The organism is Brevundimonas sp. Leaf280 (assembly GCF_001422455.1).
GTDB lineage: Bacteria > Pseudomonadota > Alphaproteobacteria > Caulobacterales > Caulobacteraceae > Brevundimonas.
Window position 1 is genome coordinate 52,793 of record NZ_LMNC01000002.1, and the last position, 23,519, is coordinate 76,311.

Here is a 23,519-nt window from a genome sequence, read left to right on the forward strand (position 1 = left end):
CGCGCCACCTCTCGCAACGCGATCAGTCGACTGCGCGGCATTCCGTCGGCTGGCGACCCTCGACAGACCAGGTGGCCAAAACGCCCTTGCCGCGCAGTTCGACGTTGGAGGCGCGATACCAGATGCCGTCGGCGGCGCGTTCTTGGTACAGGTCGATGGCCTCGCCGGACGAGTTGCGGATGGTGGCCATCTGGCGCGGGTTGTCGAAGTCGACTGACAGACGCTCGCCATTGTCGCAAAGATAAACGGTGTGGACGACGCGGTTCAGGGTGCGGTCCTGGATTTCGGCGCCGGTGCGCTGGCGGGCGGTCTGGGCCTGGATGGCGCGTTCCTTGACCTCGTCGCCGGTGCGCGGAGCCTTGTCGGGATCGGCGCCGCAGGCGGTGAGGAGGGCCAAGGCGGCTAGGCCGCTGAACACGATCGACTGCGGCAGATCCGGCTTGAACAAGGTCTTTTCCCTCCACGGCCCCGCCCAACGGCGCAGCTTTTCGCGGCGTTCTAACGTGCGCCGCCTGTCGCCGTTCCCCGTCTTTGACGGAAGAAGGATTTGAGCAGCGACGACGCCTCGCCCGCCAGAAGGCCTGAGTCCGTGGTCGGGCGCCAGTGGCAGGTGGGTTGTTCGAACAGACGCGGGCCGTGGATGACGGCGCCGCCCTTGGGATCGTCGGCGGCCCAGACCACGCGGCCGATGCGGGCGTGGCTGATGGCCCCGGCGCACATGGCGCAGGGCTCCAGCGTCACATAGAGGGTCAGGCCGGTAAGGCGATAGTTGTCCAGCGCCGTCGCCGCGCGCCGCATGGCGACGATCTCGGCATGGGCGGTGGGGTCGCGAGCTGCAATCGGACCATTGGCGCCGGTCGAAATTACCTCACCTGAGGTGGGATCGACAAGAATTGCGCCCACGGGCACCTCTCCTGCGTCCGCCGCCGCTTGCGCTTGGTCCAGCGCCATGCGCATGAACCGCTCATCATGGTCCGCCATACAGACGACAACGACAAGAAGCCCCGCGCCCGTCAAGACGAACGGTCGCCCCGGCCCTTTAAATCCTCCGGTCCCCGCAAGAGCGGCGACGGGACGAGATCATTCGGCGACAAGCCGCGCGGCCCTCGCGAAGACGGCGCCAAGCGGTTCGGCGACAAGGCCGACCGCCCACGCAGCGACAAGCCGCGCAGCGACCGGCCCCGCACCGACAAGCCGCGCAGCGATGGGGGCGGCAAGGACGGCAAGTCCAAGACGCCGGACACGCCTCTGCGCGCTGAGCGAATCGCCAAGACCATGGCCCGCGCCGGCATCGCCTCGCGCCGTGAGGTCGAGCGTCTGATCGGCCTGGGCAAGGTGGCGGTCAACGGCCGCATCCTGGACACGCCCGCGACCCTGGTGACGCGCGACGACGTGATCACCGTGGACGGCAAGCCCATCGGTTCGACCCAGGCGACGCGGGTCTGGCGCTATCACAAGCCGGCGGGCCTTTTGACCAGCCACAGCGATCCGACGGGACGACCGACGGTGTTCGACGCCCTGCCGGCCGGCTTGCCGCGCGTGATCTCGGTCGGGCGGCTGGACCTGGCGACCGAAGGCCTGCTGCTGCTGACCAACGACGGCGAGCTGAGCCGGGCGCTGGAGCTGCCCTCGACCTCGCTGGTGCGTCAGTACCGGGCGCGGGCGCGGGGCAAGATCACCCAGGAACAGCTGGACGCGCTGAAGGACGGCGTGGTCGTGGACGGCGTCGCCTATGGTCCCATCGAGGCCAAGCTGGACAAGGCCAAGGAGTCGAAGTCCGAAGACGGCAAGGCGCCGGCGAACCTGTGGATCTCGGTGTCGATCACCGAGGGCAAGAACCGCGAAGTCAGGAAGGTGCTGGAGTCCGTCGGCCTGACGGTTAACCGGCTGATCCGCCTGGCCTACGGCCCGTTCCGCCTCGACGTCCTGCCCATCGGCTCGGTGGAAGAGGTCGGGCCGCGCGTGATCCGCGAGCTGCTGGCCGACTATATCCGGCCCGAGAACCTGCCGACCGGCAATACGGTCGAGACGCCCGCGCCCATCCCCGGCCGTCGGGTCTCCACGCCCATCGTCAAGGGCCGGTCGGGTTCGGCCATGTCGGACCCGTCGCGCAAGCCCAGCCGCGTTCGCGCCGCCGAGACGGCCCAGGCGGACGCGGTCGAGCGCCGCGAGCGTCCGCCCAAGAAGGAAGGCTGGGCCAAGGCCGCGCCCAAGTTCGAGCATTCCAAGAGCTTCAAGCCGCGCGAACGCACCGCGCCGGCAGGCGATCGTCCGGCGCGTGAAGACGGAGACCGGCCAAAGCGCGCCTTCAAGCCGCGCGACGACCAGTTCATCGACGACCGGCGCGGCAAGCCCGGCGCCAAGCCGGCGGGACGCGCCGGCTCCGGCCCCCGCGCAGGCGGTCCCGGCGGAAAACCGACCGGCGGCCGCGACTTCAAGCCTCGCACGGGCGGCGGCGGCAAGCCGGCCGGTCCGTCCGGAACGAGTGGACGCGGGCCAGGCGGCAAGCCCCGCACGCCCCGCTGAGGATCGCCGCCGAGGACTGAGCGATGACGATCTCGACCGGGCGGTGCCTGTGCGGCGCTGTCACCTTCACCGCGACGCCGAACGGCGGGATGCACGCCTGCCACTGCCCGACCTGTCGGCGGCAGTCGGGCGGCATCCTGTTCAGCGTAGACTGCGGCGACAGCGTCGCGGTCACGGGCGAGGTGGCGACCTATGTGTCGTCCGACTGGGCGACGCGGCAGTTCTGCCCCGCCTGCGGGACCGGCCTGTTCTGGCGCTCGAACGACGGGGCGATCACCATGGTCTCGGCCCAGGCGTTCGACGATCCGTCGGTCTTTGCCCTGGAGGACGAGTTCTGCATCGAGAGCAAGCCGGCGACCTATGCGCTGGCGGGCGAGCGGCCGCGCCTGACGACGGACGAGCTATGGGCGCAGTTCGCGCCGCCGCAGGATTGACGACAAGGGTTGCGACAGGGGGAATGGCGATGAACACGACGACAGCGGACCTGAGCCCGGCGAAGGGCGATCACAGCCTGGAACGGCTGCTGCTGTTCTCGGACGGGGTGTTCGCCATCGCCATCACCCTGCTGGCCATCGAACTGCATGTGTCCGAAGGCTGGAACGGACAGTGGGCCAGCCTGTGGGCCGAGCGGTGGCCGATGTTCACCGCCTTTGCGCTCAGCTTCGCCATCATCGGCGTCTTCTGGAACACGCACCGGCGGGTGTTCGCTCGCATGACCGGCTTCAGCAACGGGGTGATGCTGTTCAACATGCTGGCCCTGGCCGGGGTGGTGCTGATGCCGTTCGCCACGACCCTGCTGTACGAGCAGCCGCGCAACGGCGAGGGGGCGTGGATCTATCTGAGCCTGGTGGCCTTGGTTGGCGTGATGCACGCCGGCGCCTATGGCTGGGCCGCCTTCGTCACCGACGCGATCCGGCCCCGGCCGCATTGGGCGGTGCGCGCCACGGTGGTCGTGACCCATGCCCTGATGCCGGGGCTGGCCTGCGCGCTGAGCTTCTTCCTGATGGCGCGGGGCGTGGGGCTGCTGGCGGCCGTGACGGCGCTGGCGCTGGGTCTGCTGATCGCCGGCCGGGTCTGGGTCGGTCGGCGCTTTGGCGGAGCCGCCTGATGCGGATCGTCGCCGGAAGCCTGAAGGGCCGGGCCATCGTCGCGCCGGAGGGGCAGGGCACACGCCCGACCTCGGACCGTGCGCGCCAGGCCGTCTTCAATGTGCTGGAACACGCCGCCTGGGGTGAGAGCCTGCAAGGCTTGCGGGTCATCGACCTGTACGCCGGTTCGGGCGCCCTGGGGTTCGAGGCGGTCAGCCGGGGGGCGGGCTTCTGCCTGTTTGTCGAGACGGACGACGGGGCGCGCGGCGCGATCCGCGAGAACGCCGACGCCTATGGGCTGATGGGACGCACGCGGGTGCATCGCAGGAGCGCGACGGACCTGGGCGTGCGGCCCGGCCCGATCGCCGAGGCGTTCGACCTGGCCTTCTTGGACCCGCCCTACGGCAAGGGGCTGGGGGAGCAGACGCTGGCGCGGCTGATCGAGGGAAGCTGGCTCAAGCCCGGCGCCCTTGTGGTGTTCGAGCGCGGGTCGGACGAGCCGGAGATCGACACCCCCGGCTATCAGCGGCTGGACGCGCGCGACTATGGCGCAGCCAGGGTGCTGTTCCTGAAGGTTTCGCCGACAGCAGAGTGAGGCGATGCTGCCCGTCTCCCAACGGGAGAGGGGAGGGTTACAGTTTGGCGGCCAGGCCGCGCGCCGCCGCCGTCACCTCGGCCCAGGTGATCTCGAACCCGTCGTCGTCGCCGAAATAGGGGTCGGCGACGGCCTGACCCTCGCGGCCGGGGACGTGGTCGAGCAGCAGGCTGAGTTCGGCGGTCGCATCGGCGGGGGCGAGGCGGCGCAGATTGGCCAAGTTGTCGTGGTCCAGGGCGATCACATGGGTGAAGCGGCGAAAGTCCGCCTGCGTCACCTGCCGCGCCTTCAACCCCGAAATCTCGACCCCATGGCGCCGCGCCGTCGCCTGCGCCCTCGGGTCCGGCGCCTCGCCCGCATGCCAGTCCCCGGTCCCGGCGGAATCGACGATCAGGTCGAGACGGAGCCGCTCCGCCTCGGCGCGTAGGGCGGCCTCGGCGAGGGGAGAGCGACAGATGTTGCCGAGGCAGACGAAGAGGATGGAGGGCATGGTACCTTTGAGTATCGCGGGGTCAGTTTTTCGGACCCGCCTCGTCGGCAGGTTTTAGAAATTGAGTGCGAAAGATTTCTGCGCCCGTTTCCTTGATGAATCCTCGGGCTGACAAAAGCGTCGAGCCGCTGAGTTCAACTTCCGCCCAAGACAAGAAGTGGCCGTTTACCTTGATAGCCAACTTGCTGGTCGGTTTTGTGCCAGGAACTTCGAAATCCATCGCCCCGGTGCGTTGACGTCCGTCATCGTCGATAAAGTGGAACTGCACTTTGATCGTCATCGCCGCTCCTTGAGATTTTGCATCGGTCATGAACCTCGGACCAATATCTGGCTCGAACATCGCAGAGGCGTGAGCCGCCGCGATTTGGCCGGCAACATCAACCACGATTTCCGCAACTGGTTTGGCCTCGGCCTGACGGTCAGGATGCCAAGCGTCCTGCCGCTTCAGGTTGCCGTGGAAATAAAATCCACGACGGTCGAGTAGGTGTTTGACTAAAGCATCCGCAGTGGAATGTGTGACGATGGTAGGTTTAGCAGCTGAACGATTGTCATCAGGATCATTTGTGATCGACAAGATCGTTTGATCTAGCATGCTTTTGAAATCAGCGTTCCCAACCAGTTCGCGCATTAAATCGCGAGTTTGAAACTTACCGTTCCCGTACAACGCTTCGATAAGAAGGAATCCAAATCGGAAAGCATCAATGTATTGTTGGGTGATAAGCGCTTCGCGAGCCAAACGCGTCATGTGAGAAGCAAACGATGGATCATCGTTACTTTCGACGGCATAGAAGGCTTGCGCCATCATATCGAAAGGAAGTGGCGGATTTGGCCTTACGCTCTTTGAGCTGAACCCGAACATTTGTATGGCTTCGCGTTCCTCATTGTTGGCGGGTATATAATCCGCTTCCATTGCATTGATATCGATTGGAACGGCGAAATATAGATTGATGTAATCGCTAAAGCGTTGTGCGATACGACGTCCAGTTTCCTCTATGCTGCCGTTGATTGTAATCTCAGCCTTTATAGGGCCGTCGAGTTTTTTTACTGATGGTGCAAGGCTGGTTGGTTGGTTAGTAAAAAATAGAACAATTGCCGTAGCTTCACCATTGGTGAATTCAAACGACATCTCGGCACCCGACCCATTCAAAATCCAGGCGTCATCCAGCTTTAATGGACGCAAGATTGGGAATTTGAGTCGAACGTCCATCCCTCTCACCGCCGCCCAAACAGCTTCTCTAGATCGTGCAGCTTCAGCTCCACATAGGTCGGGCGGCCGTGGTTGCATTGGCCCGAATGGGGGGTGGCTTCCATCTGGCGGAGCAGGGCGTTCATTTCGGGGGCCGAGAGGACGCGGCCGGAGCGGACGCTGCCGTGGCAGGCCATGGTGCCGCAGATGGCAGCGAGGCGTTCCTTGAGCGACAGGGCCTGGCCGTGTTCGGACAGATCGTCGGCGATGTCGCGGATCAGGCCCTGAACGTCCGTATCGCCCAGCATCGCCGGGGTCTCGCGCACCAGGACGGCGCCGGCGCCGAAGGCCTCGACGATCAGGCCCATCTCGGCCAGTTCCTCGGCGCGCGAGGCGACGCGTTCGGCCTCGGCCGGGTCCAGATCGACCACTTCGGGCGTCAGCAGGGCCTGGCGGGTCACGGCCCCCTCGGCCATCTGGGCCTTCATCCGCTCATAGACCAGCCGCTCGTGCGCCGCGTGCTGATCGACGATGACCAGGCCGTCGCGGGTCTGGGCGACGATATAGTTGGCGTGGAGCTGCCCCCGAGCGGCGCCCAGGGGGTAGTCGAGGGGGTCGGCGGGGGCGTGAGCGGTGAATCGTGACTCGTGACTGATCGAGGCGGCATCGGCGGATTGCGACGGCCATGACGGGCCGTCCCAGCCGGATTCGACGCGGGCGCTGCGTTCATTGAGGCCGGGCAGGACTTGCGCGGCGGCGGCGGGCTGGGACCAGCCGGTCCAGCCGCTGAACCCTTGCGCCGACGGGGCGCTGGGGCTGTAGGCGGGGCCGGAGGCGACGCCGGTGTGGGGCTGGAAGCCCGACAGGGCGTCGGCGGCGACGGTGGTCGAGGCGCGGTGGCCGGCGGCGTGCAGCGCGTGCCGCAGGGCGCCGACGATCAGGCCGCGCACCAGGGCCGGGTCGCGGAACCGGACCTCGGCCTTGGCCGGGTGGACGTTGACGTCGACATAGAGGGGATCGATGTCCAGGAAGAGGACGGCGGCCGGATGCCGGTCGCGCGCCAGGAAGTCGGCGTAGGCGCCGCGCAGGGCCCCTTGAAGCAGCCGGTCCTTCACCGGGCGGCCGTTGACGAACAGATACTGATGCGCCGCATTGCCGCGCGAATAGGTGGGCAGGCCCGCATAGCCCGACAGGCGCACGCCGTCGCGCTCCTGATCGATCAGCAGGGCGTTGGCCTCGAAGTCGCGACCCAAGAGGGCGGACAGCCGCTTCAGCCGGCCCTCGTCGCCCGGATGTTCGGCGGGCAGGCGCAGGGTGACCTTGCCGTCCAGCGACAGGGTGAAGGCGACGGCCTCGTGCGCCATGGCCTGGCGCTTGATCTCTTCGGAGATGGCCATGGCCTCGGACCGCTCGGACTTCATGAACTTGAGCCGGGCGGGGGTGGCGTAGAAGAGGTCGCGCACCTCGACCCGCGCGCCGTGCGGACCGGGGAAGGGGGCAGGGGCCAGGGGACGCGTCTCGCCGCCCTCGACCGTGATGGCCCAGGCGTCGGTTTCGTCACGGGATCGGGTGGTGATCGACAGCCGGGCGACCGAGCCGATGGAGGGCAGGGCCTCGCCCCGGAAGCCCAGGGTGTGAATGCGCAGCAGGTCCACGTCGCCGGCGTCGTCAGGCTCAAGCTTGGACGTGGCGTGGCGTTCGATGGCCAGGGGCAGTTCTTCGCGCGGAATGCCCTTGCCGTCGTCGGCGATCAGGATGCGCGACAGGCCGCCGCCGTCGGCCTGGATCTCGATATTGCGCCCGCCGGCGTCCAGGGCGTTCTCGACCAGTTCCTTGATGGCGCTGGCCGGCCGCTCGACCACCTCGCCGGCGGCGATGCGATTGACGGTTTCGGGGGAAAGGCGGCGGATGGGCATGAGCAGGCGAAGATAGGGCGCGGGGGGGATTCGCGCCATGAGGCTTCGTCTCCTCCCTACGCCGCGGGGAGGAGACGTTGAGCGTCAGTCTTCGGTCTTGGACTTCGCGGCCTTCTTCGCCGGAGCCTTCTTGGCGGACGGTTTCTTGGCGGCGGCCTTTTTCGGGGCGGCGGCCTTCTTGGCGGGCGCCTTTTTCTTGGGCGCGGCGCCGGCCTTGGCGGCCAGCAGTGGCAGGGCGTCTTCCAGGGTCAGGTCTTCGGGCGCCGTGCCCTTCGGCAGGGTGGCGTTGATCTTGCCGGATTTGACGTAGGGCCCGAAGCGACCGGCCATGACGTGGATCGGCTCGCCCGTTTCCGGGTGGGCGCCCAGGTCCTTGAGCGGAGCCGTGGCGGCGCCGCGACCGGGACGACCCGCGCGCTTCTCGGCCAGCAGGGCGACGGCGCGGTTCAGGCCGACCTCGAACACCTCGTCGATGTCCGAGACATTGGCGTAGGTGCCGGCGTGCAGGACGAAGGGGCCATAACGACCTAGGCCCGCCGTGATCATCTTGCCATCCTCGGGGTGCACCCCGACCTCGCGCGGCAGGGCCAGCAGACGCAGCGCCTGGTCCAGCGACAGGGAGGCCGGCGACCAGCCCTTGGGCAGGGACGAGCGTTTGGGCTTGTCGCCCTCGGGAGGCGTGATTTCGACGTAGGGGCCGAAACGGCCGATCTTAAGTTGGACCGGCTGGCCCGTCTCCGGATCGATGCCCAGTTCGCGGTCGCCGCTCTCGGCCGAGCCGTCCTCAGCCGACGGGCTGGCGACGGGGCGGGTGTATTTGCACTCGGGATAGCGGTCGCAGCCGATGAAGGCGCCGAAACGGCTGGTCTTCAGGCTGAGCTGGCCCTGGTGGCACAGGGGGCACTCGCGCGGATCGGTCCCGTCGCCCTTGTCCGGGAAGATGTGGGCGCCGAGGCTTTCGTTCAGGGCATCTAGGATCGCCGTGGTGCGCAGCTCGCCGGCGGCTTGCGTCGCGGCGTGGAAGTCCTGCCAGAAGTTGCGCAGCAGCACCTTCCAGTCCAGCTGACCGGCCGAGACCTCATCGAGCTGGGTCTCCAGCGCGGCGGTGAAGTCGTATTCGACCCACCTCCTGAAGAACTGCTCCAGGAAGGCTGTCACCAGCCGTCCCTTGTCCTCGGGATAGAAGCGGTTCTTGTCGACGCGGACATATTCGCGGTCGCGCAGGGTCGACAGGGTCGAGGCGTAGGTCGAGGGTCGGCCGATGCCCAGCTCTTCCAGCTTCTTGACCAGGGTGGCTTCCGAATAGCGCGGAGGCGGTTCGGTGAAATGCTGATCGGTGCGGATGGCGTCGACCTTGGCCTTGGCGCCTTCCTTGAGGGCGGGCAGGCGGCTGGTGTCGTCGCTCTCGTCGTCTTCGGCGCCCTTCTGCTTTTCGTCGCGGCCTTCCTCATAGACGGCGAGGAAGCCGTCGAAGGTGACGACCTGGCCGGTGGCGCGCAGACCCGTCTGGCCGTCGGCGGTCTCAATGTCGACGGTGGTGCGGTCCATCCGGGCCGCCTCCATCTGCGAGGCGACCATCCGTTTCCAGATCAGTTCATAGAGGCGCTGAAGATCGGATTCGAGGCGCAGGCTGTCGGGATGGCGCGCGATGTTGGTCGGCCGGATCGCTTCGTGCGCTTCCTGAGCATTCTTGGCCTTGGTCTTGTAATAACGCGGTTCTTGCGGGACGAAGGCCGGGCCGAACGCCTGGCTGATGACCTCGCGCGCCTGGGCGATGCCCTCGGGCGTGGTCTGGACACCGTCGGTCCGCATATAGGTGATCAGGCCGCCGGACTCGTCGACGCCCTCGTACAGTTTCTGCGCCGCCTGCATGGTGCGCTGGGCCGAGAAGCCGAGCTTGCGCGCCGCCTCCTGCTGCAGGGTAGAGGTGGTGAAGGGCGGGGCCGGATTGCGGCGGACGGGCTTCTTCTCCACCGCATTGACGGTGAAGTCGCCGGCGGCGATGGCGGCGCGGGCGGCGGAAGCCGTGGCCTCGTCCTTGATGTCCAGACGCTGGATGCGCTTGCCGGCGTGTTTGACCAGGCGGGCGGTGAAGGGCGGGCTGTCGGCGTTCAGGTCGGCCTCGATGGACCAGTATTCCTGAGCCTTGAACTTCTCGATCTCCATCTCGCGATCGACGACGATGCGCAGCGCCACCGACTGGACGCGGCCTGCCGAGCGCGCGCCCGGCAGCTTGCGCCACAGGACCGGCGAGAGGGTGAAACCGACGAGGTAGTCCAGCGCGCGGCGAGCCAGATAGGCCTCGACCAGCTCCATGTCGATCTGGCGCGGATTGGCCATGGCCTCGAGCACGGCGGACTTGGTGATGGCGTTGAAGGTGACGCGTTCAACGTGGGTGTCCTTCAACGCCTTCTTCTTGTTCAGCACTTCCAGTACGTGCCAGCTGATGGCTTCCCCTTCGCGGTCGGGGTCGGTCGCCAGGATGACGCGGTCGGCGCGCTTGGCGGCCTCGGCGATTTCGGACAGGCGTTTGGCGCCCTTGGCGTCGGCTTCCCAATGCATGGAGAAGTCGTCGTCAGGCAGGACCGAGCCATCCTTGGACGGCAGATCGCGGACGTGGCCGTACGAGGCCAGGACCTCATAGTCCGAGCCCAGATACTTATTGATGGTCTTGGCCTTTGCGGGGCTCTCGACGATGACGAGGTTCATAACGGTCCGGTCTCGGGAAGGGGCGCGAACGTGGTTGGAGCGGAGCCGTGAGTCAATCGCACATGTCGTCTTACAGCCTAAGGTAGTTGTGTTTTAATTAAGCGCGGTTAGATTGCAGACTTGGCAACGGAGACGATCATGGCGACGGCGCAACCTCAATCGACCTCCGAGACGGCCCATCGCGCCGATGTCGAGGCGGCGGCCTTTCCCACGCGGGAATACATCGGCGCCATGGCGCTGGAAATGGCGCGGCTGGCGCGGGACGAGGGCGACGTGCGGCTGGCTGGCTTGCTGGAACAGGCCGCGGGCGTTGCGGGTCATCCGCAGGCCTAGAGCGAAGCTAGGCCGTCGGGCAGCAGGTCGGCGCGGCCGGTTAGGCTGAGCTCCAGCAGAGCGGCGGCGACCTGGGACACCGGGGCGTTTAGGGCGCGGGCGATCTCGTCGCGTGGGGTGGGTGTCGGCGACAGCAGGGCGGCGACGCGGTCGAGGAAGGCGTCGTCGATGTCGCCGTCGAATCGCATCGGATCGGCGGGCGGCTCGCGCAGGGTGCGCAGGGTGTTGAAGGCGCGGTCGATGTCCTCGATCCCCTCGCACAGGATGGCGCCCTGGCGCAGCAGTTCGTTGGGCCCGCGCGCGCGGGGATCCAGCGGCGAGCCGGGCACGGCGAAGACGTCGCGGCCCTGTTCGGCGGCGAGACGGGCGGTGATCAGGGAACCGGACCGGACCTCGGCTTCAACGACCACCACCCCGCGTGACAGGCCGGAGATGATGCGGTTGCGGCGCGGGAAGTCGCGCGCCTGGGCGCGGGCGCCGACCGGGCTTTCGGAGACGACGCAGCCCTGGTCCGTCAGGCGGGCGTAGAGGTCGGCGTGTTCGGACGGATAGATGTCGTTCACCCCGCCGCCCAGGACCGCAACGGTTCCAGTCGCCAAGGCGCCTTCGTGGGCGGCGGCGTCGATGCCGCGCGCCATGCCTGAGACGACGACATGACCGGCCTGACCGAGTTGCTGCGCCAGGCCGCGTGCGATCCGCTGACCGCCCGCCGAGGCGATGCGGGCGCCGACGATGGCGACCGAGGGCTGGTTCAGCAGGTCGACGCGGCCTCGCGTCCACAGGATCGGCGGCGGCGGATCGAGCGCGGCCAGCATTTCGGGATAGTCGGGATCGCCCAGCACCAGCAGGCGGGCGCCGATGGCCTCGCCGGCGGCGATCTCGCGTTCGACCGCCTCGACGGGGGGTGGAATGGAGGCTGCGCCGGATTTGCGCACCAGATCGGGCAACGCGTCCAGCGCACTGAGGGCCGAGCCGTAGCGGCTGATCAGTTGGCTGAAGGCGACGGGGCCGATGCGGTCGGTGCGGGCGAGCCGCAGCCGGGCGAAGCGTTCCGCCGGGTCCAGGCTCACGCCTTCTTCGCCCCGATGCGCGGTTCCGCGCCCTTCAGCAGCCGGGCGATGTTCTGGTGATGTCGAACCCAGATCAGAACGGCGGCGAACACGGTCAGGGCGAGGATGGGCAGGCTGACCGGCAGGCCGACGACGGCGAGCGGCAGAAGCGCCAGCAGCGGCGCGGTCGCCGATGAAATGAGCGCCGCCAGCGACGAATAGCGGAACAGGAAGGCGCAGAGCAGCCAGACCGCCCCCGCCATCAGGCCCAGCGGCCAGGCGGCGGCCAGCAGCAGGCCGTAGAAGGTGGCGACGCCCTTGCCGCCCTTGAAGCCCAGCCAGACGGGAAACAGGTGTCCCAGGAAGGCCGCGCCGCCGGCGATGGCGCCGGCCAGTTCGCTGCCGAACAGATGACGGGCGATCAGCAGGGCGACCGCGCCCTTGCCCGCGTCCAGCAGCAGGGTGGCCAGGGCCAAATCCTTGCGGCCGGTGCGCAGGACATTGGTCGCGCCGATATTGCCCGACCCGATGTTGCGCACGTCGCCGGCGCCGGCTGCACGCGTGATCACCACGCCGAACGGAATCGAGCCGAGCAGATAGCCGCCCAGCGCCACCAGCGCCAAGGTCCCGAGAGCCGGGGCCACTAGATCCTGCACGTTGATTCGCTCCCCGCGTGTCGTTGCGGCAAAATGCGTCGCGGGGCGGCCGGGAGCAAGGGCGATCCGACCTCTTGACCCGATGATCGGCGCAGCGTTTGGTCCGCGCGTCTTTCCGGAGCCTGTCATGACTCGAATCCTCGCCGCCGCCGCCGTGATCCTGATGCTTTCTACGGCAGGTTGCGTCGGTGCGCCGCCTGTCCGGTCAACGCCTGCCGCAGGGCCGGCTTTGGCCGCCTATTTTGACTGCGTGCGGGACGGCGGCGTGGCGATCTCGGCGCACCGGGCGGTCTCGGCGATGGATCAGCCCGAAAACTCCATCGCCGCCATCGAGGCGACCGGACAGGCCATTCCCAATGCGATCCTGGAGTTGGACGTCGTCCTGACCAAGGACCGGCAGTTGGTGCTGATGCACGACGAGACGATGAAGCGGACGACCACCGGGCGCGGGCGGGTCGCGGACCTGACCCTGGCGCAGGTGAAACAGGCGCGGCTGAAGGCGTCGAACGGCGCCTCGACCCGCGCCGCGCCGCCGACCCTGGGCGAGGCGCTGGACGCTGCCGGGCGCGTCGGGGGCATCGCCAGCATCGACCTGAAACCTGCAGACGGCGAGACGACCGTCGATCTGGCGCGGGCGGTGATCGATCAGGTGCGCCGGTCGCGGGCCGGAAACCGGGTGATCCTGATCACCTATAACGAGGCCGACGCACGGGCGGTGGCGGCCATGGCGCCGGAGATGATGATTTCGGCCGGACTGAGCGGCGTGGAGGACCTGCAAGGGCTGAACGCGCCGCAGATCCTGGCCTGGACCGGGACGCGCGAGGAACGGCCGGCCCTGTGGCGCGCGCTGCGCGAGGCCGGCGTCGAGGTGCAGTTCGGCACCCTGGGCCGGGAAGGCGTGCGTCGCGACGACCTATACGCCGCCGACGGCGACGTCTCGGAATACCGCGACCTGGTGCGCCAGGGCGTGACGGTCATCGCCACCGACACGCCGCTAGCGGTCAAGTCGGTGCTGGGCGTCGAGGTGGCAAAAGCGGCGACGTGCGAGCGGGTGCCCTGATCACGGTTTCGCCGGCAGCACCGCCATCAGGGCGCGGGTGAAGCCGACGGGGGCGACGGTCAGGTGGTCTTCGTCGGGCAAGACCGTGGATCGGACCGTCAGGCCGGGATAGGCGCGCGATTTCAGGGTGCGCTCCATCGTGCGGACATCGGCGACCATGTCGGCGCCGGAGGTGTTGCGGCGGTCGGGGCCGGGGACCTCCCAGCCGCCGATGTACATGAAGATATCGGCGGGCAGGTCGCGGTGGGTGCGGGCGTAGTCGGCCTCCATCCCCATGATGTGGCGCTTGTCGTACCAGAAGGACGGGCTGCCCAGGACATAGGCGTGGAACAGGCCGGGGTCTGTGAACAGAATCTGCGCGCCCAGCAGGCCGCCGTAGGAATGGCCCAGCAGGATGCGGCGCGCAGGATCGACACGGAAGCGGCTCTCGACGAAGGGAAGGGTCTGGGTCTTCAGATAGGTCTGATAGGCGGGACCGCCGCCGTGAACGAGAGAGCTGGCGCTGCGCGGGCCGTTTTCGGTTGGCGTGTAGTCGCGGTTTCGGCTGACCGTGCCGCTGTCGCCGCGCGAATAGGACAGGCCCACCAGGATGAACTCCTCGACCACGGGGCCGTCCAGATTCATGCGCCGGGCGATCTGGCGGATGATCGGGAAGGCGTAGTCCGCGTCGGTGACATAGAGGACTGGATAGCGACGCTGGGGGCTGGTCTCGTAGCTGGCGGGCAGGCTGACGAAGACCTGATAGTCGCGGCCGGAGACGGGATCCGGCACGGTCCAGACCTGGGTGCCCGTCAGCACATAGGGCGCGCCTTCGGCCGGGGCGTCGGGGGCAGGCGAGGACTGGGCGTCGGCCCGTTCCGAACAGCCCATGACGGCGCCGGCCAGCAGAACCAGCCCAAGTGTGACCATCTTCATCGACGAATCCTTCAAAGCTGTACTGTGGTCAGCCTTGAAGACGAATGAGGCGGCAAGTCGGCCCTAGAACATGAAATCCGTCACCCTCGGGCTTGTCCCGAGGGCCTACGGTTAGGCTGTTTCTGGCATCAACCGTTCTACTCAGGCCCATGCCGCCAGACCGGTGGCGCATTCCAGACGAGGGACAGGTCGTCCCAGTTCGGATTGTCCCGCTCGATCAGGTTGAACTTCCAGTCGCGAAGATACCGCTTGATCGATTTCTCGCGTTGAATGGCCGTTGTGACGCGCTCGTGAGGCTCGAACCAGACGAGGTGTTTGAGGTCGTGATCCTTCGTAAAGCCGGCGATCACGCCTGCCTTGTGTTCACTAACACGTCGGTAGAGATCGCTGGTCACGCCGACGTAAAGCGTGCCGCGTATGCCATTCGTCATGATGTAGACGGCGACCAAGCCTCGTTCCATGAGCGAAGTGTTGTCAGGCGTGGGCCCTCGGGACAAGCCCGAGGGTGACGGGGTTGTTTGAGGTCAGTGAACCTTGCGACCGCCCACCCAGGTTCCGATCACCTTGCCTTGAAGCCTGCGGCCGTCGAACGGGGAGTTCTTGGATTTGGAGTGCAGGGCGTCGGCGTCGATGATGATCGGCGCGCCGAGGTCGAACAGGACCAGGTCGGCGGGCGCGCCCTCGGCCAGGACGCCGGCGTCGAGACCCAGCAGGGCGGCGGGGCCCTGGGTCAGGGGGCGCAGCACGTCCAGCAGGTCCAGGCCGTCCTCGTGGTGCAGGGTCAGGGCGGCGGGGAGCAGGGTTTCCAGGCCCACGGCGCCGGGCGCGGCCTCGGCGAAGGGACGGCGCTTGTCCTCGGCGGGGGCCGGGGCGTGGGCCGAGGTGATGACGTCGATCAGGCCCTCGCGCACCGCCTCGATCAGGGCTTGCCGGTCGGCTTCCGAGCGCAGCGGCGGGTCAAGCCGGTAGAAGGTGCGGTAGTCACCGATGTCCACCTCGTTGAAGCACAGGTGGTTGATCGAGACGCTGACGGCGACCTCCAGCCCCTTGGCCCGCGCCCGGGCCAGGGTCTCCAGCGCGCCCTCGGTCGAAATCTGATCCACCAGGAACCGCGCGCCCGTCTGTTCGACAAGGGCCAGGTCGCGCTCCAGGCCGATGCGCTCGGCGATGGCCGGGCTGCCGGAAAGGCCCAGGCGCGTGGCCAGTTCTCCGGAGGCGGCGACCGATCCTTCCGTCAGCCAGGGGTCGGCCGGGCGGCAGGCGATCAGGGCGTTGAAGGCGGCGGCGTAGCTCATCACCCGTTGCAGGGTGCGGCTGTTGACGATGACCTTGTCGCCGTCGGTGAAATACAGGGCGCCCGCCTCGTCCATCAGGCCGATCTCGGCCATGCGCTGGCCGTCCAGGGCCTTGGTCGCGGCGCCGGCGGCGCGAACGTTGACGAGGTTCAGGGCTGCGCCGCGCCGCTGGATGAAGTCGATCATGGCCGGGTCGTCGACGGCGGGATCGGTGTCGGGCTGGACGACGATGGTGGTCACGCCCCCGGCGGCGGCGGCCAGGCTGGCGGATTTCAGCGTCTCTTTCGGTTCGGCGCCGGGTTCGCCGGTCTTGACGCGGATGTCGATCAGGCCGGGCGCGAGGCACAGGCCGTCGGCGTCGATGGTCTGGTCGGCGGCGATGGGCGCTGCGCCGTGGACGACGCGGACGATGCGCCCATTCTCGATCAGGAGGCCGCCGGGACCGTCATAGTCGGTGGCGGGGTCCAGCAGGCGGGCGTTGAGGATTGCGATCGTACTCATTCCCGTCACCCTCGGGCTTGTCCCGAGGGCCCACGGCGGGGGCGGCTCGGTTGTTGGATGGCGGAGACTGAGCGGCGGGCGCTCGTGTGGCGGACGGGTGGGCCCTCGGGACAAGCCCGAGGGTGACGGATGTGCTTGCGGTCCATCACTTGTCCCCCCAACGGGCGGAGAGGGAGGCCAACACGGCCATGCGGGCGGCGACGCCCATCTCGACCTGATCCTGGATCAGCGAGACGTCCAGGTCGTCGGCCACGTCGGAATCGATCTCGACGCCGCGGTTCATGGGGCCGGGGTGCATGACCCGGGCGCCGGGGTTGGCCCAGGCCAGCTTCTCGCGATCCAGGCCCCAGAAGCGGAAATATTCGCGGGTCGAGGGGACCAGGGCGCCGGCCATCCGCTCCAGCTGAAGCCGCAGCATCATGACCATGTCGCAGCCCTTCAGACCCTCGCGCATGTCATGGAAGACCTCGCAGCCCCAGCGGTCGGCGTCGCCAGGCACCAGGGTCGGCGGACCGATCAGGCGGACGCGCGCCCCCATCATCTGCAACAGGGCGACGTTGGAGCGCGCCACGCGGCTGTGGGTGATGTCGCCGCAGATGGCGACGGTCAGGCTGGTCACATCGCCGAAGGCGCGGCGCATGGACATCAAATCAAGCAAGGCCTGCGTCGGGTGTTCGTGGCGGCCGTCACCGGCGTTGACGACGGCGCAGCCGACCTTCTGGCTCAGCAGTTCGGCCGCGCCCGAGGCCGAATGACGGATGACCAGGATGTCGGGCTTCATGGCGTTCAGGGTGACCGCCGTGTCGATCAGGGTTTCGCCCTTCTTCACGGAGGAGGAGGCGACCGGCATGGTGACGACGTCCGCGCCCAGCCGTTTGGCGGCGATCTCGAAGGAGGAGGAGGTGCGGGTTGAGTTCTCGAAGAACAGGTTCACGACCGTGCGGCCGTGCAGCAGATCCAGGGCCTTGGACGACTGACGATTGAAATCGACGAAGGCGTCGCCGAGATCCAGCAACTGCGGCGTCACATACGGATCGAGGTCCGATGCGGCCAGGAAGTGCGGTTTCGGGAACGGGACCAGCCGGTCGCGGATGGTCTGGTCGGTGACTTGAGCGGGCTGGGTCATCGAGACGCGGCTATAGGCGTGACTCGGCCTGAACGCGAGTCAGACGAAATGGAACAGCGCCAGAAGGATGGGGATGACCACGGCGCTGCCGACGGTAGTCAGGGCGATGACGCCGGCGATCAGGGGCGCGTCGCCGCCCATCTGACGCGCCAGGATATAGGAGGCGGCCGAGCCGGGCGCGGCGCCGCAGATCAGGGCGATGCCCTGCGCCAGGCTGTCGCCGCCCAACGCCCAGGCGATGAACCACATCAGCGGCGGCATGACGCCCAGCTTGACCAGGCTGACGGCGGCGATGGTGGTGCGGCGGCGTTTGACCTCGGCGAAGGACAGACCCGCCCCGGCGACGATCAGGCCCAGGGGCAGGGCGGCGGCGCCCAGCAGGTCCATCGCATCCGACAGGCCAGGGATCAGCGGCACATGCATTAGATTCAGCGCCAGGCCGATCAGGCAGGCCAGCAGGATCGGATTGGCCAGCATCGACTTGATCAGGCCGACAACGGAAGGCTCGCGCCGCAGCGACCCCCATTTCGCCAGCACGGCGACGCAGGCGATGTTGGTGACGGGAATGATGAAGGCGATGGCGACGGCGGCCAAGGCCGTGCCTTCCGAGCCATAGACCGACTGGATCACCGGTACGAAGACGAAGCTGTTCCAGCGGATCACGCCCTGAAAGACGCTGGTGTAGGCCGGGCCATCCAGGGTGATCAGAGGCTTGGACGCCAGGGTCGCCGCCGCCACGATCAGGGTCGCCCCGACCGCCGCAGCACCCGCCACGGTCGCGCCGCCGCCGGCGAGGTCGGCGTGCCAGATCGCGGGGATCAGGAAGCTGGGGTAGAAGATGTTGATCGACAGCTTCTCGATCGGCCGCCAGGCCTCGTCGGGCAGGAAGCCGGACTTTCTGAGGCCGTAGCCCAGGGCGATCATCAGAAAGACCGGCAGGACGCCGGCGATCAGGGCCGTCAAACCCAGGTCGCCTGGTCCCGAACCCGATCCAGCGCCCCTTGCAGAATCCAGGCGGCGGCGGTGCGGTCCACGACCTGGGCGCGGCGTTTGCGGTTCAGGTCCAGATCCTCGATCAGGAAACGCTCGACGGCGCTGGTGGACAGCCGCTCGTCCCAGAAGGCGATGTTGACGGGCCGCAGCCGCTCCAGATTGCGGGCGAAGGCGCGGCACGACTGGGCGCGCGGGCCTTCCGTGCCGTCCATGTTGGCGGGCAGACCGATGACCAGGGCCGAAATCCTGCGATGCGCCATCAGCTTGAACAGGTGTTCGGCTTCCTGCGTGAACTTGGACTTGCGGATCAGCTCCAGCGGCGAGGCGATCAGGCGGGTGGAATCCGACACGGCGACGCCGATGGTCTTCTCGCCCAGATCCAACCCCATCCACGGCGTGTCGGGCGGGCAGGCGGCGGGCAGATCGAGGAGGTCTAGGACGGGCACGGCCTGCGGTTAGGACTGGCGCGGGCCGAAGTCAAAGGCGATGGTGACGACGATCGACAGGAAGGACGATGACATGCGCACGGCGACAGCGGCGATGACGGCTTTTGGGCTTGTGCTGAGTGGGTGCGGACAGTCCGACACGCCGGCCAAGACCCAGAACTCACAGGATACTCAGACTGCGGCAGCCGCGCCGACGCCGGCCGCGATCACGCGTGCGGCCCCGACTCCGACCGCCAAGCCGGTCGGGCCTGGTGAACGCCGCACGGCCGCTTCACGCGAGGAGATCGGCACGGCCGCCGACGTGTCGCAGTTGCAGGCCCTGCCGGACCAGAACGCCAAGGTTTTCAGTCTGTCGGGAGGCGACCCGGCGGTGAATGGTCTGGTGACCTATTTCGCCCTGTTCGGCGGCCCGGCCGAAGGCTGGCGCGCCTATCCTTTGGGCGACTACGCCGAATGGAAGGTCGTCGAGGCGAAGGCCGGACGTGTGGTCCTGGCGGTGCGTCAGGACACGGCGGGGGCGGGCGGCGACATCCTGAAGGTGGAGCGCACGGTGCAGATCGACTTCCCCCCGAGCGGCGAGACGCCGCCCGACGCGGTGTCCGTCAGCACGTCGCAGTGAGATCACGCCTGACGACGGGCGGCTGATCCTTGTGAATCCCAGTGCAGGCGGCTAATCCGACCGCTTCGTTTTCATTTTGTGTGTTGGAGGGCCGCATGGCCATCGACGCTGCGACGGTGCGCAAGGTTGCGCATCTCGCCCGCATCAAGACCCCCGAGGACCGGCTGGAGCCGCTGGCGCAGGAGCTGAACGGCATCCTGGCCTGGATCGAGCAGTTGGATCAGGTGGATGTCGAAGGCGTGGAGCCGATGACCTCGAACGTCGCCCAGCCGTTGCGCCTGCGCGACGACGTCGTCACCGACGGCGCCAAGGTCGATGCGGTCCTGTCGAATGCGCCCAAGTCGGCGGATGGCTTCTTCGTCGTGCCCAAGGTGGTCGAATAGTCATGAGCGACCTGACCAAACTGACCCTGAAGGGCGCCGTCGACGGGCTGAAGGCTAAGGACTTCACCTCGGCCGAAATCACCCAGGCCTTCCTGACCACCATCGAGGCCGCCAATCCGACCCTGAACGCCTATGTCCAGGTGACGGCGGACAAGGCCATGGACATGGCGCGCGCGTCTGACGCCCGCATCGCCTCCGGCCAGGGCGGGGCGCTGGAAGGCGCGCCTTTGGGGATCAAGGACCTGTTCTGCACCGAGGGCGTCCAGACGACGGCCGGCTCCAACATGCTGCGCGGCTTCGTGCCGCCGTATGAATCGACCGTCACCGCCAATCTGTGGCGCGACGGGGCGGTCATGCTGGGCAAGCTGAACATGGACGAGTTCGCCATGGGCTCGTCCAACGAAACCTCGGCCTTTGGTCCGGTCAAAAATCCGTGGAAATCAACCGGCTCGAACGCCGAGCTGGCGCCGGGCGGCTCGTCGGGCGGTTCAGCCTCGGCCGTGGCGGCCGACCTTTGCCTGGCTGCGACCGCGTCGGACACCGGCGGCTCGATCCGCCAGCCCGCCGCCTTCACCGGCACGGTCGGGATCAAGCCGACCTATGGCCGCGCCAGCCGCTTTGGCATGGTGGCCTTCGCCTCATCGCTGGATCAGGCCGGGCCGATCGCCAAGACGGTCGAGGACGCGGCCCTGCTGCTGCAATCCATGTGCTCGTTCGACGCCAAGGATTCGACCAGCCTGGACATCGCCACGCCTGACTGGACCCAGTCGGTCGGCAAGTCGGTCAAGGGGCTGCGTATCGGCGTGCCGCGCGAATATGTCGTGGACGGAATGCCGGCCGAGATTCAGGCCCTGTGGGATCAGGGCGTGGCCTGGCTGAAGGACGCCGGCTGCGAGATCGTCGAGATCAGCCTGCCGCATACCAAATACGCCCTGCCGACTTACTACATCGTCGCGCCGGCCGAGGCGTCGTCGAACCTGGCCCGTTACGACGGGATGCGGTTCGGGCACCGGGCGGAGAATTTCAAGTCGCTGGACGACCTGTATGCCACCTCGCGCGCCGAGGGTTTCGGCAAGGAGGTCCAGCGTCGTCTGACCATCGGCGCCTATGTGCTGTCGGCCGGCTTCTACGACGCCTACTACGTCAAGGCGCTGAAGGTTCGTCGCCGCATCGCCGAGGACTTCGACAACGTCTGGGGCCAGGTGGACGCCATACTAACGCCGTCGACGCCGTCGGCCGCCTTCGCGCTGGGCGACAAGCAGATCGACCCGCTGACCATGTATCTGAACGACGTCTTCACGGTGACGACCAATCTGGCCGGCCTACCGGGCATTTCGGTGCCGGCTGGCGTAGACGCCGGCGGTCTGCCGCTGGGTCTGCAGGTCATCGGCAAGGCGCTGGACGAGGCGACGGTCTTCCAAGTCGGCGCCGCGCTGGAACGGGCGGCGGGCTTCACGGCCAAGCCGGGCAAGTGGTGGTGAGCATGAGCGACAATACCAAGACCATCAAAGGCCGCACCGGCGATTGGGAAATCGTCATGGGCCTGGAAATCCACGCCCAGGTGGCGTCGAAGGCCAAGCTGTTCTCCGGCGCGGCCGTCGGCTTCGGCGCGGGGCCGAACGAGCAGGTGTCGCTGGTCGATGCGGGCTTTCCCGGCATGTTGCCGACGCTGAACAAACACTGTGTCGAACAGGCGGTGAAGACGGGTCTGGGCCTGCGCGCGCAGATCAACCGCCGCAGCCAGTTCGACCGCAAGAACTACTTCTATCCCGACCTGCCGACCGGCTATCAGATCAGCCAGCTCTATTACCCCATCGTGGGTGAAGGCGTGGTCGAGGTGGAGGCCGAGGACGGCAGCTTCTTCAACGTCGGCATCGAGCGGCTGCACCTGGAGCAGGACGCGGGCAAGCTGATCCACGACCTGTCGCCGACCGAAAGCTACGTCGACCTGAACCGGGCCGGCACGGCGCTGATGGAGATCGTCTCTCGTCCTGACCTGCGCACGCCGGACGAGGCGGTGGCCTATGTGAAGAAGATCCGGACCATCCTGATCTATCTGGGCACCTGCGACGGGGATATGGAGAAGGGCAATCTGCGGGCCGATGTGAACGTGTCGGTCTGCCGGGCCGGGAACTACGACAAGTTCAAGGAGACGGGCGACTTCGGCTATCTGGGGACGCGCTGCGAGATCAAGAACGTCAACAGCTTCCGCTTCATTTCTCAGGCGATCCAGTATGAGGCGCGCCGCCAGATCGAGATCCTGGAGGACGGCGGTTCGATCACTCAGGAGACCCGTCTATACGATCCGACGGCTGGCGAGACGCGCTCGATGCGGTCCAAGGAAGAGGCGCAGGACTATCGCTACTTCCCCGATCCCGACCTGCTGCCGCTGGACCTGGAAGAGGCCTGGATCGCCGAGATCAAGGCGTCGCTGCCCGAGTTGCCGGACGACAAGCGCAAACGTCTGATGGCCGACTACGGCCTGTCGCAATACGACGCCATCGTGCTGATCTCGGAACAGGCCAAGGCCGACTATTTCGAAGCCGCCGCCAAGGGTCGGGACGCCAAACTGGTGTCGAACTGGGTCACCAACGAGGTTTCGGCGCGCCTGGCGGCCGAGGGTAAGGACTTCAGCCAGAACCCGCTGCCGGCGGCGCACGTCGCGCAGCTGGTGGAGTTGATCGAGACGAACGTGATCTCGTCCAAGATCGCCAAGGAGGTCTTTGATCACGTCTGGAACGGCGAAGGCTCGCCGGCCGAGGTGGTCGAGAAGCACGGCCTGAAACAGGTCACGGACACTGGCGCCATCGAAAGGGCCGTGGACGAGATCATGGCCGCCAACCCGGACAAGGCGGCGGCGGTCGCCGAAAAGCCCCAGGCCATCGGCTGGTTCGTCGGTCAGGTCATGAAGGCCACGGGCGGCAAGGCCAATCCGGCGGCGGTCAACGACATCCTGAAGGCCAAGCTGGGCCTGTAGGGCGAGGCGTCGAACGAAAAGCAAAGGCCCTGCGGATCGCTCCGCAGGGCCTTTTCAATTCTGTGTTTAGGCTGACGGCGGTACGGGCGGCGCCGGCGGTGCAGGGGCAGCCGGAGGCGCAGGCGGGACGGGGGCGTCCGGGTCGGTCGGCGCTGGCGGAGCGGGCGGGGCAGGCGGCGGAGGAGGAGCGGACTCATCGACAGGGGGCGGCGCCGGGGGCGCGGGCGGCGCAGGCACGGCGGGATCGACCGGCGGCGGTGCCGGATGGTGCGGAGTCTGATGATCGACCGGCGGAGGCGGCGGCGCGCTGGGCGCTTGCTGGGCGGTTGCGGCGCCGGCCAGCAGCATCGAGGCGGCCAGGGCGGTCAGTGCGATCTTCATCGGGACATGTCCTTCGGTTGAAACGCCATCCGGAAACGCTTCCGGACGTCATCGCGAATGGCGACGAAGACCAGCGTCGGAGCGCATCGCGTCCGATTTTCGTCCGGCAGGTTTCAAGTCGTTTCCAGCGCTGATTGCTGAAGCTGATCTCGGCTGAGCGGTGTTTGTGGCGCAGATGAGGGCTTCGAATACCTGGCGATCCAATGACGCCTGACAAGATGTCGCACCGGAACAAGGTCACGCGAGGGTCACGGTTCGTAATCCTTCAGCGAAGC

25 protein-coding genes are annotated in these 23,519 nt (G+C 67.4%); 10 read left to right on the forward strand and 15 right to left on the reverse strand.

Annotated elements, in window-relative coordinates; genetic code table 11:
• Nucleotides 1-22: 22 nt before the first annotated feature.
• Complete coding sequence (locus ASF31_RS03750; protein WP_082464998.1) at nt 23-448, reverse strand: MliC family protein; 426 nt, start codon at nt 446-448, stop codon at nt 23-25.
• 50 nt (nt 449-498) lie between these two features.
• Nucleotides 499-957, reverse strand: coding sequence for a tRNA adenosine(34) deaminase TadA (gene tadA / locus ASF31_RS03755; RefSeq protein ID WP_055753805.1), 459 nt, complete (start codon nt 955-957; stop codon nt 499-501).
• Nucleotides 958-969: 12 nt separating this feature from the next.
• Here tadA and ASF31_RS03760 point away from each other — a divergent pair, with 12 nt between their 5' ends.
• The 4 genes from ASF31_RS03760 to rsmD are packed head-to-tail and all read left to right on the forward strand — an operon-like array spanning nt 970 to nt 4,209.
• Entirely contained in the window at nt 970-2,526 is a 1,557-nt protein-coding gene (locus ASF31_RS03760) for a pseudouridine synthase (protein ID WP_055753422.1), read from the forward strand.
• 23 nt (nt 2,527-2,549) lie between these two features.
• On the forward strand, nt 2,550-2,960 hold the full coding sequence (locus ASF31_RS03765) for a GFA family protein (RefSeq protein WP_066551267.1): 411 nt from the start codon (nt 2,550-2,552) through the stop codon (nt 2,958-2,960).
• Between the two features lie 29 nt (nt 2,961-2,989).
• The gene (locus tag ASF31_RS03770) at nt 2,990-3,634 is read left to right on the forward strand and encodes a TMEM175 family protein (RefSeq protein ID WP_162233932.1); all 645 of its coding nucleotides are present in this window, start codon (nt 2,990-2,992) and stop codon (nt 3,632-3,634) included.
• Entirely contained in the window at nt 3,634-4,209 is a 576-nt protein-coding gene (gene rsmD, locus ASF31_RS03775; RefSeq protein ID WP_055753424.1) for a 16S rRNA (guanine(966)-N(2))-methyltransferase RsmD, read from the forward strand. Before ASF31_RS03770 ends, rsmD begins: the two co-directional genes overlap by 1 nt.
• Before the next feature lie 37 nt (nt 4,210-4,246).
• Here the strand turns inward: rsmD and ASF31_RS03780 are convergent, their stop codons facing one another.
• From ASF31_RS03780 to topA, 4 genes are all read right to left on the reverse strand, one after another.
• Nucleotides 4,247-4,699 (reverse strand): low molecular weight protein-tyrosine-phosphatase, encoded by a 453-nt coding sequence (locus ASF31_RS03780; protein ID WP_055753425.1) that lies wholly within the window; start codon nt 4,697-4,699, stop codon nt 4,247-4,249.
• Between the two features lie 22 nt (nt 4,700-4,721).
• Nucleotides 4,722-5,906, reverse strand: a complete 1,185-nt coding sequence (locus ASF31_RS03785; protein WP_156355857.1) for a hypothetical protein — start codon at nt 5,904-5,906, stop codon at nt 4,722-4,724.
• A gap of 5 nt (nt 5,907-5,911) precedes the next feature.
• Nucleotides 5,912-7,801, reverse strand: coding sequence for a DNA mismatch repair endonuclease MutL (gene mutL / locus ASF31_RS03790; protein ID WP_055753807.1), 1,890 nt, complete (start codon nt 7,799-7,801; stop codon nt 5,912-5,914).
• An 84-nt stretch (nt 7,802-7,885) separates the two neighbouring features.
• Complete coding sequence (topA, locus tag ASF31_RS03795) at nt 7,886-10,510, reverse strand: type I DNA topoisomerase (RefSeq protein ID WP_055753427.1); 2,625 nt, start codon at nt 10,508-10,510, stop codon at nt 7,886-7,888.
• Nucleotides 10,511-10,648: 138 nt separating this feature from the next.
• Between topA and ASF31_RS03800 the strand changes: the two genes are divergently transcribed.
• Nucleotides 10,649-10,843: a hypothetical protein gene (locus tag ASF31_RS03800; protein WP_055753428.1), complete on the forward strand. Its 195-nt coding sequence runs from the start codon at nt 10,649-10,651 to the stop codon at nt 10,841-10,843.
• Here the strand turns inward: ASF31_RS03800 and dprA are convergent.
• Both dprA and plsY read right to left on the reverse strand, forming a co-directional pair.
• A complete protein-coding gene (dprA, locus tag ASF31_RS03805; protein ID WP_055753429.1) occupies nt 10,840-11,913 on the reverse strand; it encodes a DNA-processing protein DprA in 1,074 nt (357 codons plus the stop codon). The two genes, ASF31_RS03800 and dprA, sit on opposite strands and share 4 nt — an antisense overlap.
• On the reverse strand, nt 11,910-12,548 hold the full coding sequence (plsY, locus tag ASF31_RS03810) for a glycerol-3-phosphate 1-O-acyltransferase PlsY (protein ID WP_055753430.1): 639 nt from the start codon (nt 12,546-12,548) through the stop codon (nt 11,910-11,912). Before plsY ends, dprA begins: the two co-directional genes overlap by 4 nt.
• Before the next feature lie 127 nt (nt 12,549-12,675).
• Here plsY and ASF31_RS03815 point away from each other — a divergent pair, with 127 nt between their 5' ends.
• On the forward strand, nt 12,676-13,608 hold the full coding sequence (locus tag ASF31_RS03815; RefSeq protein ID WP_055753808.1) for a glycerophosphodiester phosphodiesterase family protein: 933 nt from the start codon (nt 12,676-12,678) through the stop codon (nt 13,606-13,608).
• On the opposite strand, the gene ASF31_RS03820 is transcribed toward ASF31_RS03815, so the two are convergent.
• From ASF31_RS03820 to ruvX, 6 genes are all read right to left on the reverse strand, one after another.
• Complete coding sequence (locus ASF31_RS03820; RefSeq protein WP_055753431.1) at nt 13,609-14,523, reverse strand: alpha/beta hydrolase; 915 nt, start codon at nt 14,521-14,523, stop codon at nt 13,609-13,611.
• 137 nt (nt 14,524-14,660) lie between these two features.
• Nucleotides 14,661-14,984 carry a GIY-YIG nuclease family protein gene (locus ASF31_RS03825; RefSeq protein ID WP_055753432.1) on the reverse strand — a complete coding sequence of 108 codons (324 nt, stop codon included), beginning with the start codon at nt 14,982-14,984 and terminating at the stop codon, nt 14,661-14,663.
• 63 nt (nt 14,985-15,047) lie between these two features.
• Nucleotides 15,048-16,319, reverse strand: coding sequence for a dihydroorotase (gene pyrC / locus ASF31_RS03830; RefSeq protein WP_055753433.1), 1,272 nt, complete (start codon nt 16,317-16,319; stop codon nt 15,048-15,050).
• Nucleotides 16,320-16,464: 145 nt separating this feature from the next.
• Nucleotides 16,465-17,445, reverse strand: coding sequence for an aspartate carbamoyltransferase catalytic subunit (locus tag ASF31_RS03835; protein ID WP_055753434.1), 981 nt, complete (start codon nt 17,443-17,445; stop codon nt 16,465-16,467).
• 39 nt (nt 17,446-17,484) lie between these two features.
• Complete coding sequence (locus ASF31_RS03840) at nt 17,485-18,408, reverse strand: AEC family transporter (RefSeq protein ID WP_055753435.1); 924 nt, start codon at nt 18,406-18,408, stop codon at nt 17,485-17,487.
• Entirely contained in the window at nt 18,405-18,884 is a 480-nt protein-coding gene (gene ruvX / locus ASF31_RS03845; protein ID WP_055753436.1) for a Holliday junction resolvase RuvX, read from the reverse strand. Before ruvX ends, ASF31_RS03840 begins: the two co-directional genes overlap by 4 nt.
• Before the next feature lie 73 nt (nt 18,885-18,957).
• On the opposite strand from ruvX, the gene ASF31_RS03850 reads away from it, so the two are divergent.
• The 4 genes from ASF31_RS03850 to gatB all read left to right on the forward strand — a co-directional run bounded on the left by ASF31_RS03850 (nt 18,958) and on the right by gatB (nt 22,863).
• A complete protein-coding gene (locus ASF31_RS03850; protein WP_156355858.1) occupies nt 18,958-19,503 on the forward strand; it encodes a hypothetical protein in 546 nt (181 codons plus the stop codon).
• 95 nt (nt 19,504-19,598) lie between these two features.
• Nucleotides 19,599-19,886: an Asp-tRNA(Asn)/Glu-tRNA(Gln) amidotransferase subunit GatC gene (gatC, locus tag ASF31_RS03855; protein WP_039247681.1), complete on the forward strand. Its 288-nt coding sequence runs from the start codon at nt 19,599-19,601 to the stop codon at nt 19,884-19,886.
• Between the two features lie 2 nt (nt 19,887-19,888).
• Entirely contained in the window at nt 19,889-21,367 is a 1,479-nt protein-coding gene (gene gatA / locus ASF31_RS03860; RefSeq protein ID WP_055753438.1) for an Asp-tRNA(Asn)/Glu-tRNA(Gln) amidotransferase subunit GatA, read from the forward strand.
• A 2-nt stretch (nt 21,368-21,369) separates the two neighbouring features.
• Nucleotides 21,370-22,863, forward strand: a complete 1,494-nt coding sequence (gatB, locus tag ASF31_RS03865) for an Asp-tRNA(Asn)/Glu-tRNA(Gln) amidotransferase subunit GatB (protein WP_055753439.1) — start codon at nt 21,370-21,372, stop codon at nt 22,861-22,863.
• A gap of 66 nt (nt 22,864-22,929) precedes the next feature.
• Here the strand turns inward: gatB and ASF31_RS14395 are convergent, their stop codons facing one another.
• Nucleotides 22,930-23,244 carry a hypothetical protein gene (locus tag ASF31_RS14395; protein WP_156355859.1) on the reverse strand — a complete coding sequence of 105 codons (315 nt, stop codon included), beginning with the start codon at nt 23,242-23,244 and terminating at the stop codon, nt 22,930-22,932.
• Nucleotides 23,245-23,519: the final 275 nt, after the last annotated feature.

What these genes read in the sequence shown, in the direction of transcription:
- tadA (WP_055753805.1), bottom strand. Translation starts at nt 957, where the DNA reads ATGCGCATGGCGCTGGACCAAGCGCAAGCGGCGGCGGACGCAGGAGAG.
- ASF31_RS03760 (WP_055753422.1), top strand. Translation starts at nt 970, where the DNA reads ATGGTCCGCCATACAGACGACAACGACAAGAAGCCCCGCGCCCGTCAA.
- ASF31_RS03765 (WP_066551267.1), top strand. Translation starts at nt 2,550, where the DNA reads ATGACGATCTCGACCGGGCGGTGCCTGTGCGGCGCTGTCACCTTCACC.
- ASF31_RS03770 (WP_162233932.1), top strand. Translation starts at nt 2,990, where the DNA reads ATGAACACGACGACAGCGGACCTGAGCCCGGCGAAGGGCGATCACAGC.
- rsmD (WP_055753424.1), top strand. Translation starts at nt 3,634, where the DNA reads ATGCGGATCGTCGCCGGAAGCCTGAAGGGCCGGGCCATCGTCGCGCCG.
- ASF31_RS03780 (WP_055753425.1), bottom strand. Translation starts at nt 4,699, where the DNA reads ATGCCCTCCATCCTCTTCGTCTGCCTCGGCAACATCTGTCGCTCTCCC.
- ASF31_RS03785 (WP_156355857.1), bottom strand. Translation starts at nt 5,906, where the DNA reads ATGGACGTTCGACTCAAATTCCCAATCTTGCGTCCATTAAAGCTGGAT.
- mutL (WP_055753807.1), bottom strand. Translation starts at nt 7,801, where the DNA reads ATGCCCATCCGCCGCCTTTCCCCCGAAACCGTCAATCGCATCGCCGCC.
- topA (WP_055753427.1), bottom strand. Translation starts at nt 10,510, where the DNA reads ATGAACCTCGTCATCGTCGAGAGCCCCGCAAAGGCCAAGACCATCAAT.
- ASF31_RS03800 (WP_055753428.1), top strand. Translation starts at nt 10,649, where the DNA reads ATGGCGACGGCGCAACCTCAATCGACCTCCGAGACGGCCCATCGCGCC.
- ASF31_RS03815 (WP_055753808.1), top strand. Translation starts at nt 12,676, where the DNA reads ATGACTCGAATCCTCGCCGCCGCCGCCGTGATCCTGATGCTTTCTACG.
- ASF31_RS03820 (WP_055753431.1), bottom strand. Translation starts at nt 14,523, where the DNA reads ATGAAGATGGTCACACTTGGGCTGGTTCTGCTGGCCGGCGCCGTCATG.
- ASF31_RS03825 (WP_055753432.1), bottom strand. Translation starts at nt 14,984, where the DNA reads ATGGAACGAGGCTTGGTCGCCGTCTACATCATGACGAATGGCATACGC.
- pyrC (WP_055753433.1), bottom strand. Translation starts at nt 16,319, where the DNA reads ATGAGTACGATCGCAATCCTCAACGCCCGCCTGCTGGACCCCGCCACC.
- ASF31_RS03835 (WP_055753434.1), bottom strand. Translation starts at nt 17,445, where the DNA reads ATGACCCAGCCCGCTCAAGTCACCGACCAGACCATCCGCGACCGGCTG.
- ASF31_RS03850 (WP_156355858.1), top strand. Translation starts at nt 18,958, where the DNA reads ATGCGCACGGCGACAGCGGCGATGACGGCTTTTGGGCTTGTGCTGAGT.
- gatC (WP_039247681.1), top strand. Translation starts at nt 19,599, where the DNA reads ATGGCCATCGACGCTGCGACGGTGCGCAAGGTTGCGCATCTCGCCCGC.
- gatA (WP_055753438.1), top strand. Translation starts at nt 19,889, where the DNA reads ATGAGCGACCTGACCAAACTGACCCTGAAGGGCGCCGTCGACGGGCTG.
- gatB (WP_055753439.1), top strand. Translation starts at nt 21,370, where the DNA reads ATGAGCGACAATACCAAGACCATCAAAGGCCGCACCGGCGATTGGGAA.
- ASF31_RS14395 (WP_156355859.1), bottom strand. Translation starts at nt 23,244, where the DNA reads ATGAAGATCGCACTGACCGCCCTGGCCGCCTCGATGCTGCTGGCCGGC.